The sequence below is a fragment of the Staphylococcus sp. LKG3-1 genome, assembly GCF_048568385.1.
Lineage (GTDB): Bacteria > Bacillota > Bacilli > Staphylococcales > Staphylococcaceae > Staphylococcus > Staphylococcus saprophyticus.
This window is the reverse complement of record NZ_CP183796.1, coordinates 1,734,226-1,748,883: the sequence shown is the minus strand read 5'-3', so window position 1 is coordinate 1,748,883 and position 14,658 is coordinate 1,734,226. Positions and strand designations below refer to the sequence as shown.

Genomic DNA, 14,658 nt, shown 5'->3' with positions numbered 1-14,658 from the left:
AGAAGGTATCGTATGACTGTAAAAAATATTAAAAACATAGCAATTATTGGAGGCGGTCCAGGTGGATTAATGCTAGGGCTGCTATTACAACAACAGGGTTATAATTTTACTATTTTTGAAAAGGAATCACCGGAGATAAATAAAAATCGTGGGGGTTCATTGGATATTCACGCAGATACAGGACAACTCCCACTTAAAGAAGCAGGTATATATGAAGCGTTTAAATCACTGGTACGTTATGAAGGTGAAGATACCCGTGTTATTGGTAAAGATGGTACAGTTCATTTTCCCGTATTATTGTGATCCTAAAGTGGAAATCGGTCGTTTTCAAAATACGGCAGTAGAAATTAATCAAGACTATGTAGAAGCGCACAATATTAAAGTTGTACGCCGTGATACTGGTGGTGGTGCAGTTTATGTAGACCGTGGTGCAGTGAATATGTGCTGTATATTGGAAAACGATGGCACGATTTATGGTGATTTCAAAAAATTCTATGAACCTGGTATCGATGCCCTTCATCAACTTGGAGCAACGGAAGTTGTACAAAGTGGCCGTAATGATTTAGCGGCTAATGGTAAGAAAATATCTGGTGCAGCAATGACATTGATTAAAGGACGTATTTACGGTGGTTATTCACTTTTATTAGATGTAGATTATGAACCAATGGTTAACGTACTGAAATCAAATCGTAAAAAAATAGAATCTAAAGGTATTAAATCCGTGCGTTCTCGTGTCGGTAGTATCAGACCGTATTTAGCATCTGAATACCAAGATGTTACGATTCATGAATTTAAAGATTTAATGGTTAAGCAAATTTTAGGCATTGATGATTTAAGTGAAGCGAAACGTTATGATTTAACGGAAGTGGATTGGAAAGTCATTGATGAAATGCTCGACAATAAATATCATAATTGGGAATGGAATTTTGGACGTTCTCCACGTTATGAATATAATAGAGATGCAAGATTGACTGCTGGAACAATTGACATTTCACTTGCAGTTGAAAAAGGACGCATTGCTGCATGTCGTATTTATGGAGACTTTTTCGGTCAAGGTGATATAAAGGATGTAGAAGCTCAGTTAATGGGTGTGCGTGTCGTAAAAGAAGACATTGTTGCAGCTTTAAATGAGATAGATTTGACATATTATTTTGGCAAAACAACTGCCGAAGAAATTGCAGATGTGATTTTAAGTTAATACAACGAATATATAGTCTGGGACATATTAATGTTTCAGACTTTTTTGATGAATTTTCAGTTTGGTAAAATAGTTAACCAATCTAGGAAGTGATAGATTTTGAATTCACAGAACCGATAAAGTAGAATAAAGCTAATAAATGAAAAAGAATTAAGTTAAACGAGATGTAAATGGTCCTATACCTATACATATTGTTTTGGAAAAAATATAAAACAAAAAGGGGTAATTTAATGAATATTGGAATCGTTGGTGCGGGGAAAATTGTCAAAGAAGCATTACCTGTAATGGAACAAATTTCAGAATTTACATTTCAAAGTATTGTTTCTTCAGGGAGAAATCCAGAAAATGTAAAAAATTTACAAAAGCAATTTAATATTAAAACGATATATGATGATTATGAGCAATTTATACAAGACGAAATGATAGATACAATCTATTTAGCAGTGCCTAATCACTTACATTATGCCTATGCACGTAAAGCGATTCAACAAGGTAAGCATGTCATATGTGAAAAACCATTTACGTTAACAAAAGCGGAATTAATAGAATTAAGAGATTTAGCTCAAGCCCATGATATCATTATTATTGAAGCAATTACCAATCTATATTTGAGTAATTTTGAAGTTTTAAAACAATCTATGAATGAGCTTGGAAACTGCAAAATTGCACAATTTAATTATTCACAGTATTCATCAAGATATGACAAGTTCAAAGAAGGCATTGTAGCACCTGCTTTTGACCCGTCTAAAGGTGGCGGCGCATTAATGGATATCAATGTTTATAACATACATTTGGCTGTTGGATTATTTGGTAAACCCGAGGGCGTTGCATATTTTGCTAACATTCAAAAGGGTATAGACACATCAGGCATATTACAACTGGATTATAATGATGTAAAAGTAGTATGTATAGGGGCTAAAGATTCAAACTCTGACAATCAGTCTTATATTCAAGGTGACAATGCGTCAATTAATATAAAGGGACCGACCAATGAATTAAAAGCATTCGAATTAAAATATAACCAGGGTGGCACACAGTCATATCAAGTAAACCCACATAATCACCGCATGTATGAAGAATTTGTAAAAATTGCCCAAATCATTAAACAGAAAAATAATGATTTAGCCGCCCAAAAGTTAGAACATAGTATCCAAGTTATTGAAGTATTAGAACAAGCATTGGATAGTGCAAACATCAAAGTAGGACCATCGCAAAAATAGAACGCATGAAGCGTTTAAAGATGATTTTCTTCAAATGATGAGCAGTCATTACTGCTATAAAAAAGAGTGAGAACCTTCATCTAGTTAGTTGATTAGATGAAGGTTCTCACTTTTTCATTTTAATCTATTTGAATGTGTTTTCTGACTTCATTTTGAATGTCATTATATACATTAGTGAAAGACTGTCCAGAGTGAAGTGCTGCATTTTTAACATCTTCAAATTCAGGTTTTGCTTTTATAATTTTATTGTCTTTCATTGCTAGTTTGACTAAAATGGCGCCATATGTTGTATGGATGGTTTGGAATTGACGATGCAAAATTTTGCGATTAACAGCGTAACTGCGCACACCGAGAGATGTAGTGTGTTTAAGAATAAAATCTTCGAATTCCTTTGCTTGTGTGACGCTACTTATTACTGTTAATTGAGTCGCAGGCCGACTTTTCTTCATCGTAATAGGTGTGTAAAATGCGTCTAATGCGCCTTCATTTATCACTTGCTCTATAAAGTAACCAAGTGTTTCTGGCGTCATATCATCAATTTGACATTCTAATACTTGTACTTGATTTGGAGTCGTTTCTGTCGCTGTATATTGTATAGCACGTATGACATTTGGAAACTCAAAGTCTTTTGTACCACAACCGTAACCAATATTTGACATTGATACAGCAGGCAAAGGACCGATATGTGTTGCTAAAGCCTTAATAAATGCCGCACCAGTGGGTGTTGTCAGTTCACTTTGAACATCAAATGTTGCAAGTGGGATATCCTTAAGTATTTCAGCGGTTGCTGGCGCTGGAATGGGATATATACCATGTGCAATTTTAATCTTGCCATTTCCAGTAGGTACGGGTGACGATTTTATTTCATCAATACCCAAATCTTCTAATGCAAGACAACTACCTATAATATCTATAATGGAATCCATCGCACCAACTTCATGAAAATGGACATCTTCTATTTTCATGCCATGAATTTTTGCTTCAGCTTGTGCAATAACATCAAATATCAGCATGCTACGTTCTTTGACTCTGTTGGGTAAAGTGCTCTCGTTAATCATGTTGAAAATGTCTGACGCTTTTCTATGATGATGTGCTTCTTCAAAGTCAATTGTTAGACCCATCGCTTGTATGCCTTGTTTATTTTTTTTAGCAAAGTTTAAACTAAATTGATCTAAAGGTAGTGATAATAAGTGTTGATGCACATAATCTACATCTGCACCTAAATCTACCAAAGAGGATAATAACATGTCACCCGCGATACCCGCATGACAATCTAAATAAAGACCATTTGTCATAATTTACCACTCCAATTTTAATGACTCTCAATCATATTAATAATCATAGCAGCATTGTAACCACCACCAAAACCATTATCAATATTAAGCACACTTGTACCTGGTGCACATGAATTAACCATAGATAATAAAGTTGTTACACCTTGTAGATTGGCTCCATAACCGATACTCGTGGGTACAGCGTAAACCGGATGATCAACTAATCCAGCAACAACGCTTGAAAGGGCGCCTTCCATTCCAGCAACAACTACTGAAACTTTACTTTGTCGAATAGATTCAATATGTGCAAATAATCGATGAATACCTGAAACACCTACATCATAAAAACGTTGAACGTGAATCCCCATGACTTCAGCGGTGATAGCAGCTTCTTCGGCAACTGGTAAATCTGAAGTACCTGCACAAATGATGGAGGCATAATGATTTGTCTTAGCTATATGTTTGATTGGTGTTGAGACAATGCGTGCCGTTTCATGGTATTCAAGCTGATCATATTTGGCAGTAATATGGTCAGCTTTTTCTTGGTCAATTCTCGTAATCAGAACAATAGAGTCATGTTTAATAAGTGTATGCACGATATCATGCAATTGTTCTTTTGTCTTTCCTTCACCAAAAATGACTTCAGGAAAGCCTTGGCGTTGTGTTCTATGAAGATCGATTTTTGCAAAGCCTAGCTCGTCGTAGTGACTTAATTGGTCTTTTGCATCGTCGACAGATAATTCATTTGCATGTACAGCTTTCAGTAATTGTTCTATTGCGTCGTATTTTTCTACCATTTGACTGCCACCTTTACTTTGTTAATGTGTATGATGCGTATCGATCACTTCATTCATACTGCCTGTACGGTAGCCCTCAAGATCAATCGTAACGTAGTCGAATCCAAGTTCTTTAAGGTAGACGGTTATCTGGTCTTTGTTATGGATTACAGTAGGTATATCAGCGTCGTTGACTTCAATTCTAGCAATATTTTGATGGTAGCGGACCCTAACATGGTTTAAGCCCAAAGCTAAAATAAATTTTTCAGCTTCATTGATTTTATTTATTTTTGAAATGCTTAACGGTTCGCCGTAAGGAATACGAGAAGCGAAACTGCATAATGCGGGTTTGTTCCAAACAGGTAGATGGTTGGATTTGCTCATAGCTCTCACATCAGATTTAAACAATTCAGCCTCTTGGAGAATGCTTCTAACATTAAATTCTGTTCTTGCTTTTAATCCTGGTCTAAAGTCATTGATGTCATCCATAATCATCCCATCAACTACATAGTTAAAGTTGAGCTGTGCGCGTAATGCTTCGAGCTTAGAATATAATAGACGTTTGCTGTAATACCAACTATCAGGGGTATTTTCAACGATATGTGGATCCTTTAAAGCTTCTATCTCAGTTTCAATTACTTGGGCATTGAGTTGATGAGCTAAAGCAATGGCTTGATCAAATTCTTCATTTCTAGTTAATTCAGATTTAACAATAACGGCTTTGACATGATCATGTCCTAAAACATCGATTGCTTTTTTTAGCACAAGACTACTATCTACACCACCAGAAAAAGCAACAATAACACTGTTCATATCTTTAAGAAGCGTTTCTAATTTTTGTTCTTTTGTAATCATTTCAGTTAACATAGTATTCCTCCTCAATTATGATTCAACATATGGAATTGTCAGTGGTCCTAACGGCATGACGCCTATGGTCATGTCAGTTCCATATTTTGTTTCCAGTTCTTTTAATGTGTTATTAATCTCATGTACAGGATGAAGCATAGCATCTGTTGTTTGTTTATCAGTCAGTTTAGAGTATAAATATACATCAGCAAATGTTTGAATGACTGCTTGTTTTTGAACTTGCCATTGATCGAGCATTGCAAAATTCGGATCGCTAATCATGTCCACAAGGCCTTGCGGGGAGTCTGCCATTTTCAGTATTTCAGCGTAGTTACCGTGATTGGGATAACCATCGCTACATTCTGATAACATGATGATACTGCCACCTTCTTTAACTACTTTGTGCGCAGCACTCATGCCTTTAACGGTTTGATATAAGTTCTGGTCTAGCGGATAACCAGAATTTGAAGCAATCACTACGTCAAAACGATCATCACATTTAAACATGGCATGAGCCTTAGCATAGGCGCATCCTTTATCGTGTGCTTCATATAATTCTCCAGCAAAGACTGCGGTAATTTCTTTTTCTTTATTTAAAGTGACATTGAGCATAAAGTCAGGTTTACACATAGCGTTGATTTCTCTAGTCATATCCTGGACAGGATTATCCGTCATATTGCCCCATGTAGAGCGTATATCGCCAATCATTTTAGCGTTGTGAAAAGTCATGATTGTTTCAATACCTGCAATACCAGGCATTATGCCTTTTGGGCCACCAGAGAATCCAGCAAAGAAATGCGGTTCGATAAATCCAGTGACGATTTTAAAATCGGCTTCAACATAGTCTTTATTTAAATAGACATCACATCCATATTTACTATGGCCTACCTTACTTAAAGTATCCTTGTCGTTACAATGATTATGAACAATTTTAATTTGATCGACGACATCTTTACCTAACATTTGTATCAATTCTTCTTGTGTTTGATCACGATGCGTGCCTGTACCATTTATGATGACGAAATTCTCAGGCGGTACGTGTGATAACGTTTCTAGGATCAATGGCACGAGGATATGATTAGGCGTTGGTCTAGTAATATCGCTAATGACAATGGCGACGGTTTGGTTTGCACTTACCATTTCTTTTAATGGTTTAGTGCCTATAGGATCTGCTAAAGCATTACGAATTGCATTTGTATCATCATCGAGTGCATCGATATCAGTAGGTTCAATCAATACACTGTGATCCGGTAAATCGATTTCGACATTGGATTTACCATATAATATGCTTGTTTTCAAAATAATCTCCTCCTTATACTTCAAATTATGATATAACACATGACTAGTAAGTTTAGTTTAACATTATTCAGAAAATTTAGATAAAATTGCTGACTCATGAAAAAAGAGGTTAACAATGTTTTGGGTTGTTTTTTTAACTAATTTTTCTGATTGGTTTATTGTTTCCTCCAGCGACATCGGTCCATCGGTTAAACTAAAAGCACCAATTACCCCCATATCTTTAAATTGATCGATATCGACATCAATCGATCCGCCTATAAAAACAACGGGGACATTGTATCTGTTTGCATATTTGGCAATACCCATAGGTGTCTTACCGTATAAAGTTTGAAAATCAATCTTACCTTCACCTGTAATAACTAGATCAGCATTTTCTAAATATTGATCCAGTTTGATATAGTCTATGACGACTTGAATGCCATCTTCAAAATGACTAGGGAAAAAGGCTTTGAAAGCACCACCTAAACCGCCAGCAGCACCAGCGCCAGGTAAGTCATGCAGACGAATGCTTTTCTTATGGGCTACTAAATCGGCCCAATGTGTCAGGTTGTGTTCTAATTGTTTTAAATCTGATTTTGTTGCACCTTTTTGTTTACCAAAAACGTAGGAAGCACCGTTTGTACCAATTAATGGATTCTGTACGTCAGTGGCAATCGTAAAGTTGCATTGGTTGATACGTGCATCAAAATGACTTAAGTCAATATGCTGTATCTTTTGTAGATTACCACCACCAAGATCAACTTCATGATGATGCTGATCTAAAAGTTTGGCACCAAGTGCCTGTAACATACCAGCACCTGCATCATTCGTTGCAGACCCGCCGATTGCAAGGATGAATTGCGTATAACCGCTATCCAATGCATCAAGAATTAATTCTCCAGTACCATATGTAGTGGCTTGCATCACATTAAGTGCATTGTCTGGCACATGCTTTAATCCAGACGCTTCAGCCATTTCTATGACACAGGTTTCCTTGTCATGGAGTACACCATATTGTGCAGAGACAGTATCGCCAAGTGGTCCTGTCACATTGAGTGTGGTGAATGTACCGTTCGTGGCATTTACCAAAGCTTCCATGGTGCCTTCACCTCCATCCCCAACGGGTAAGGTATGTATATCGGCTTCAGGGAATATATCAGAAATACCCTGACTCATATAGCGAGCAACCTCAGTAGCTGACATACTACCTTTAAATGAATCCGGTGCTAAAACAATTTTCATACGCCATCCTCCTTGTAAACGATTTCATTATTGTATTATTCTATTATATCGATTTAATTTTATTGAAAATAGGGTTAAAATATACAAAAATGATGTTATTAATTTGTATGAAAATGATAGGGGATAAAATGATGAATGTATTAACAGATGAATTAGCTGCATTAATCGTTGAGGAAACAGTAAAAAGAACGAATAGTAATATTAATATAATGAATTTTAATGGAGAAATCATTGCTTCGTTTGATAAGCGTAGAATTGGTCAAGTTCATGAAGGTGCGCGCAAAGTATTAGCGAGTGGGGATATAGTGATCTTGTCTGAAGAAGAAACGAGTTATTTACAAGGTACACAGCCGGGTATTAATTTACCAATTATATTTCAAGATAACGTAGTAGGTGTGATTGGTATTACAGGTGATCCATCAGCATTAGTGCATGTTGCTGATTTGGTGAAAATGTCCACAGAGTTGTTACTTTATCAAAATTATTTTACATATGAATTAGAAGGACAGTTACGTAGTCAGGAATTACTAATCGAGGAATTATTGAAAAGTGAACCCTCACAATCCTTTATCCAATATTTAACAAAACAATTAAATGTAGCGTTTCTAACTTATAGAAAATGCATCATTATTAATTTGGAGAAACAAATTTTTTCACGAAGTAGTATTGTACAAAGATTAGCTAAAATAATGGATAAGGCGACTTTCGCAGTCGCTTTTACTAATTATAATCATATTGTTATTTTAGCAACAGATGAGCTACAAGATGAACTGAATCAAAAAATATATCGCATTCATCAAGTATTTACATCTTTAAATTTAGATGTACGTATTGCTTCTAGTTTAGTGTTTACAAGTTTAAATGATTTTAAAAATGCTTACGAAGAATGTGAACTTGTGTTTATGTTAAACGAAGAAAATGTATCTTTCGCTTCATTTGAAGATGTGGAAGAAAAAACATTACTTTATCAGATAAATGAAGAAATAAGGGAGAGATATAAAAAAAGAATACTAGGTGAGTTAGACAATCAAAGTATTGAAACATTAAAAAGTTTATTTGAAAATGACTTGAATATTGCACAAACGGCTAAGTATCTTTATATTCATCGCAACACACTGCTATATCGTTTAGAAAAATGTAAACTACAAACAGGTTTGAACCCCAAAAAATATTCTGATGCAATCAAATTACAAATTGCTTTGTGGTGTTAAATAGTATAGACATTAAGTACAAAATATTTTATAAAATAGCTATAATCAATTAAAAAGATTACAGTATTTTTTGAGGTTTTCATTTTACAAATATGATAAGGCGAGAAAAATGTTATTTTAGTAAATACAAAAAAGCGCTTTACAAATTACACGAGAAACAATATAATAAAATTAAGTTATTACTAAATAATTCTATTAAATTTAGAATAAAAATCTTTATAGATACAAAACGTTTTGTTTCCAATCTGAATTTACTTGTTATAGAAATGGCGCCATTTTTTGAGTTATTGAGTAATGACTCACATCAATCTTACTTTGATGTATTTAAAAAGATGGGGAGTGAATATGATGGGTATGATATGATGACACATGACTTATTTTGTAACTAAGTTTTAGCGTAAAAAATAATTACACTACAAAACAAACAGTCTAATCACGTCAAAATTAACGTGAAGTGAACCCTTAAACTTGTTGTAATTTAATAACAAGTATTCCTCTTTCACCACTTTCAAATGATTATATATTACAGTACCTACTTGAATACGCTTTATACTATGGTATTCAGTCACTTTTAAGTGAAATGTATACATTTATAAAACCCAATGCATAGACTCTAGATTTTATCTATTTCACCTACTTTTAATTCCTCATTTTTAAGGACCAGTTTAAAGAACATATGATTTGAAATAGAAAACATTGTAACGTGAGCTATCATTTATAGGGTAGCCTTTATAAATGCGTCTATTTTGATTACTACCACCCAACCCATATCATTATTTAAGTATGTCAGGAGATATTTTCACTTAAAAGGACAATAAACTGGTGAAACAATATGGCCTCAGCAACAATGATTTCATTGTTACTGAGGCTTTTTTTAGTCATTTAACGTACAGTTTATCAATGTGTATTTGTTTAAATAATAGACAAAAAATTAAATATATTTTATTGATGTTAAATATAATGGTTGTCTTTTTCTTTTTAATGTGACATACTCTATAACAATAAGTATAACATAATAACTTATAGAGGTGATTAAGTATGACAAAATATATTTATGCATTTGATGAAGGCCAAAAAAGTATGAAAGATTTATTAGGAGGAAAAGGTGCAAATCTAGCTGAAATGAAACGCTTAGGTTTACCAGTGCCAGACGGATTCACCATTACAACGGAAGCATGTATAGAATATTTAAATAACCATTCAAAACTACCTGATTTATTACTGAAACAGTTAGATGTAGAATTGGATGCGTTATCTAAACGTATACAGAAATCATTTTCTGATGATGGTGCTTTACTCCTAGTTTCTGTAAGAAGTGGTGCAAAAATTTCTATGCCAGGTATGATGGATACGATATTAAATCTAGGTTTGAACGATGAAAATGTAAAAAAATTAGCAAATAAAACAAATGATTCGCGCTTTGCATATGATTGCTATAGAAGATTGTTGCAAATGTTTGGTCAGGTTGTTTATGGTATTCCAATGTCATCTTTTGATACATATTTTGATCAATACAAGACACAACATCATTATGAAAGCGATGCAGAAATTCCAGCCGAAGGGTTAAAAGAAATTTGTGAACATTTTAAAGCAGTTTACTTAGATGAAGCATATAAACCATTCCCACAAGAACCGATTGACCAATTAACAGAGGCAATTGAAGCAGTATTTAAATCTTGGGATAATGATCGCGCGCGTGTATATCGTCAGTTAAATGAAATACCACATGATATTGGTACTGCAGTCAATATACAGGAAATGGTATTTGGTAATAGTGGTGAAAAAAGTGGTACAGGTGTAGCATTTACGCGTAATCCTATAACGGGAGAAGCAAAGTTATTTGGAGAGTATCTACTGAATGCTCAAGGTGAAGATGTTGTAGCAGGTATTCGTACACCTAAAGATATTGAAACATTGAAAGAACAAATGCCACATGTGCATGAGCAATTTGTAAAAGTTTCAACACAACTTGAAACGCATTATAAAGATATGCAAGATATTGAATTTACAATAGAAAATGAAAACTTATATATATTACAGACACGAAGTGGTAAACGTACTGCCAATGCTGCGATTCATATCGCTGTTGATTTAGTTGAGGAAGATGTGATAAGCAAAGAAAAAGCGGTCATGAATGTTGAAGTGAAATCTATTGATCAATTATTACATCCAAATTTTGATGAACAATCATTAAAACAGACGTCAGTTATAACTAAGGTCGGCTTACCTGCCAGTCCTGGTGCAGCTAGTGGCGCAATTGTTTTTTCTGCAGAAACGGCTAAACAACAAGCAGAAAAAGGGAATAAAGTGATTTTAATGCGTCCTGAGACATCACCAGAAGATATTGAAGGGATGGTTGCAAGTGAGGCAATTGTTACAACGCATGGTGGTATGACATCACACGCTGCAGTCGTAGCACGAGGTATGGGCAAATGTTGTGTCACAGGTTGTTCAGACTTAGAAATTAATATTACAGATAAGGTTGTACATTATAAAGGTGGTTCACTATATGAAGGTGATATCATTTCAGTAGATGGTGCCAAAGGGGATATTTATTTTGGTGAAGTTGAGACAATCCAAGCAGAGCGTAGTCATGCTTTTGAGAAATTTATGCAATGGTCAGAAGAAAATGCAAGATTAGATGTACGCATGAATGCAGAAACAGCACAAGATATTCAATCAGGTTATCAGTTTGGTGCTAAAGGGATTGGACTTGTTCGAACAGAGCACATGTTTTTCGCGCCAGAGCGACTCATAGAAATGCGCAGATTTATTTTGTCTGATACACAGGATAAACGTATTGCTGCTTTAAACACAATTAAGCAGTACCAAAAGAATGATTTTGAAGAAATACTAAAACTTTCTGGTGAACGACCAACGATTATTCGTTTGTTAGATCCACCGTTACACGAATTTTTACCCAATTCAAATAACGAAAAAGCAACAGTTGCAGAGCAATTGAATGTAACGATTAAGGAATTAGACCAGTATATTGAAAGTTTAAATGAAGTGAATCCAATGCTTGGACATAGAGGATGTAGGTTAGCCATTACGTATCCTGAACTTTATATCATGCAAGCAGAAGCGATTATAGAAAGTGCATTGGAGCTGAAAGCGCAAGGTGTGTCATGCCAACCAGAAATTATGATTCCTTTAGTTTCCACCGTTGCTGAATTTACAACGTTGAAAGCGCAAATTATTTCACGAATTGAAACATTACAACAAGAAGCAGGAGAACATATTCATTATATGATTGGAACAATGATCGAGACACCACGTGCTTGCTTGATTGCTAGTGAGTTAGCAAAAGAATGTGATTTCTTTAGTTTTGGAACAAATGATTTAACACAGTTAACATTCGGTTTTTCAAGAGACGATGCTGGTAAGTTTATTGGTACTTATTCTGAATTAGGCATTTTAGAGCACGACCCGTTCCAGACGTTAGATGTAGAAGGTATAGGTGAACTGATAAAAATCGCTACACAACAAGCAAAATCAGCGAATCCAGACATAACAATTGGTGTGTGTGGTGAACTAGGTGGAGATCATAAATCCATTCAATATTTTAATCAATTAGACATAGATTATGTTTCTTGTTCGCCATTTAGAGTGCCGGGTGCATTGCTTTCAACTGCGCAAAGTGAAGTAGAAGGTGACCGATTACATGTTTGATGATCAACAATCACCACAGCTGAGATTATTTGTCATATCGGATTCTATAGGAGAGACAGCGCAACGAATGATTCATGCGACGTTAACGCAATTTCCTGACATTTCACAAATAGAGATAAAAAAATATCCATTCATTAAAAATGATGAAGAACTGATGCATATTTTAAACAGAGCTAAAGAGTTGAGTGCCGTTGTTGTTACGACATTAGTGAATCCAGATTTCAATATTGCAGGTCAACAGCTTGCGAAAAAATTGCAAATTCCGTATATCGATTATATGTCTGATTTGATAGGCATTATTCAACAACAAACACAATGTAACCCCATACTAGAAAGTGGGGCATTACGTAAACTAGATGAAAATTACTTCAAGAGAATCGAAGCAATGGAGTATGCTGTGAAATATGATGATGGTAAACATTTTACAGATATTGGAGAGGCGGATGCATTGATTGTAGGTGTTTCAAGAACATCTAAAACGCCATTAAGCATGTACTTAGCAAATAAGGGCTATAAGATTGCGAATATTCCATTGGTACCAGAGGTTGATATTCCAGATGAGGTGTTTAAACATAAGCATTTGAAAGTATTTGGTTTAACTGCGAGTCCTGACTATATTTTAAATATTCGTAATGAGCGCGTTAAAATTTTAGGGTTATCGGGTCCGTCAAACTATAATAGTATGGATAGAATCAGAGAAGAGCTAATTCATGCAGAAGAAGTTTTTGAAAAATTAAATGCAACGGTTATTAATACAGAGTATAAATCCATTGAAGAATCTGCCTTTTATATTGAAAAATGCTTATAAGATGATTCAAAAAGAGAGAATAAGAGATATTAAGATAAATATACGAGTCACTGAGTACAGGAAAAATATTGGATTAGCGGCCTTGAAATTTTAATCATATTAAAGAAAAGCAGAAAAACGACCACTTCTATTTTAATAGAAATGGTCGTTTTTTTGTTAGCTTACATTGTTATGACCTCATTGCTTATGCTTCATTAAGGTTAGCTAGAGTTTCAACAATATCTTCTGAAGCGATAAGACCGCGTAATTTAGCCCAGTCATCTCTGCTTACAAAATGTACACGCTGACTTTTAACTGCTTCTAAGTCATCCCATTGATTACTATTTTGTAATTTATTTAAATCTTTATCGTTATCGTCTTCTACCATCACGATTAATCTTTCAGGGTTAACATTTGCAAGTTGTTCATAAGACATTTCTAAATAATCTGATTCTCTGTAAGCAGGTAATGTGTCTGCAACTTTATCATTAAGTGCTGTTGCAAAGCCTAATTTAGTTAAAAATTCACCTACATACGTGCTATTTGAATGCGCCGTCACACCTTGTTCTGATACGACTGCAGCTAATGTTTCTTTATTTTTATCTATAGAAATTTGATTGTTAAAATCATTAACTAAAGCTTGATGTCTATCTAGACGCTCTTTAGCATCTTTAGATTTAGAAACGGCAGTACCAATACGTTGGAATACTTCTAATGTTTCTTGATAACCAGCATCGAAGCTTTTGAAAAGAATGGTAGGCGCAATTTCACTTAACTCTTCATAAATCTCTTTGTGGCGATCAGAATCACCAATAATGAGTTGTGGTGCTGATGATCTAATAGATTCAAAATCTGGGTCTAAACGTGTACCAACTGAGACATAATCGCCTACTGCTTCTCTAAGTGGTGATGTTAAATTTGTACTATCACCGTCATCGGCAATACCTTTAACATCTATATCTAAAGCAACTAATGCATCAACGAATGAAAATTCTAATGCTACTGCTGAAGTTATATCTTCTGGTAATTCACTTGTACCTAAATCATGTTTAAATTCAAAAGTCATCATATTACCTCCCTAAATTGCTTTTACTATTTATATTCCACACAATTAAAATGTGAAACATAACAATGATGTATAGGGTTGTCATAAA

The 14,658-nt window shown here is 34.7% G+C and carries 10 protein-coding genes and 2 pseudogenes; 6 read left to right on the top strand and 6 right to left on the bottom strand.

Translation table 11 applies throughout. The features are described from left to right. Positions 1–12: 12 nt before the first annotated feature. The 3 genes and pseudogenes from ACM595_RS08695 to ACM595_RS08685 form a co-directional block, all read left to right on the top strand. Positions 13–288 (top strand): annotated as a pseudogene (locus tag ACM595_RS08695) (FAD-dependent monooxygenase); the annotation flags it as partial. Further along, positions 284–1,198: pseudogene (locus ACM595_RS08690) on the top strand (lipoate--protein ligase); the annotation flags it as partial. The pseudogenes ACM595_RS08695 and ACM595_RS08690, both read left to right, overlap by 5 nt. A 230-nt stretch (positions 1,199–1,428) precedes the next feature. Beyond that, entirely contained in the window at positions 1,429–2,418 is a 990-nt protein-coding gene (locus ACM595_RS08685) for a Gfo/Idh/MocA family protein (protein WP_002482124.1), read from the top strand. Positions 2,419–2,537: 119 nt separating this feature from the next. Here the strand turns inward: ACM595_RS08685 and larC are convergent, their stop codons facing one another. From larC to ACM595_RS08660, 5 genes are all read right to left on the bottom strand, one after another. After that, a complete protein-coding gene (larC, locus tag ACM595_RS08680; RefSeq protein WP_002482125.1) occupies positions 2,538–3,713 on the bottom strand; it encodes a nickel pincer cofactor biosynthesis protein LarC in 1,176 nt (391 codons plus the stop codon). Positions 3,714–3,730: 17 nt separating this feature from the next. Next, on the bottom strand, positions 3,731–4,489 hold the full coding sequence (larB, locus tag ACM595_RS08675; RefSeq protein WP_002482126.1) for a nickel pincer cofactor biosynthesis protein LarB: 759 nt from the start codon (positions 4,487–4,489) through the stop codon (positions 3,731–3,733). A gap of 21 nt (positions 4,490–4,510) precedes the next feature. After that, positions 4,511–5,335, bottom strand: a complete 825-nt coding sequence (larE, locus tag ACM595_RS08670; RefSeq protein ID WP_206236985.1) for an ATP-dependent sacrificial sulfur transferase LarE — start codon at positions 5,333–5,335, stop codon at positions 4,511–4,513. A gap of 15 nt (positions 5,336–5,350) precedes the next feature. Next, on the bottom strand, positions 5,351–6,613 hold the full coding sequence (gene larA, locus ACM595_RS08665; RefSeq protein ID WP_002482128.1) for a nickel-dependent lactate racemase: 1,263 nt from the start codon (positions 6,611–6,613) through the stop codon (positions 5,351–5,353). 63 nt (positions 6,614–6,676) lie between these two features. After that, positions 6,677–7,834, bottom strand: a complete 1,158-nt coding sequence (locus ACM595_RS08660; RefSeq protein ID WP_002482129.1) for a glycerate kinase — start codon at positions 7,832–7,834, stop codon at positions 6,677–6,679. A 107-nt stretch (positions 7,835–7,941) separates the two neighbouring features. On the opposite strand from ACM595_RS08660, the gene ACM595_RS08655 reads away from it, so the two are divergent. The 3 genes from ACM595_RS08655 (at position 7,942) to ACM595_RS08645 (ending at position 13,525) form a co-directional block, all read left to right on the top strand. After that, the gene (locus ACM595_RS08655) at positions 7,942–9,045 is read left to right on the top strand and encodes a CdaR family transcriptional regulator (protein ID WP_228481606.1); all 1,104 of its coding nucleotides are present in this window, start codon (positions 7,942–7,944) and stop codon (positions 9,043–9,045) included. Positions 9,046–10,083: 1,038 nt separating this feature from the next. After that, positions 10,084–12,717, top strand: coding sequence for a pyruvate, phosphate dikinase (ppdK, locus tag ACM595_RS08650; RefSeq protein ID WP_069822084.1), 2,634 nt, complete (start codon positions 10,084–10,086; stop codon positions 12,715–12,717). Further along, positions 12,710–13,525 (top strand): pyruvate, water dikinase regulatory protein, encoded by an 816-nt coding sequence (locus ACM595_RS08645; protein ID WP_037537513.1) that lies wholly within the window; start codon positions 12,710–12,712, stop codon positions 13,523–13,525. Before ppdK ends, ACM595_RS08645 begins: the two co-directional genes overlap by 8 nt. A 184-nt stretch (positions 13,526–13,709) precedes the next feature. On the opposite strand, the gene ACM595_RS08640 is transcribed toward ACM595_RS08645, so the two are convergent. Beyond that, entirely contained in the window at positions 13,710–14,570 is an 861-nt protein-coding gene (locus ACM595_RS08640) for an ABC transporter substrate-binding protein (protein ID WP_037537515.1), read from the bottom strand. Positions 14,571–14,658 lie beyond the last annotated feature (88 nt).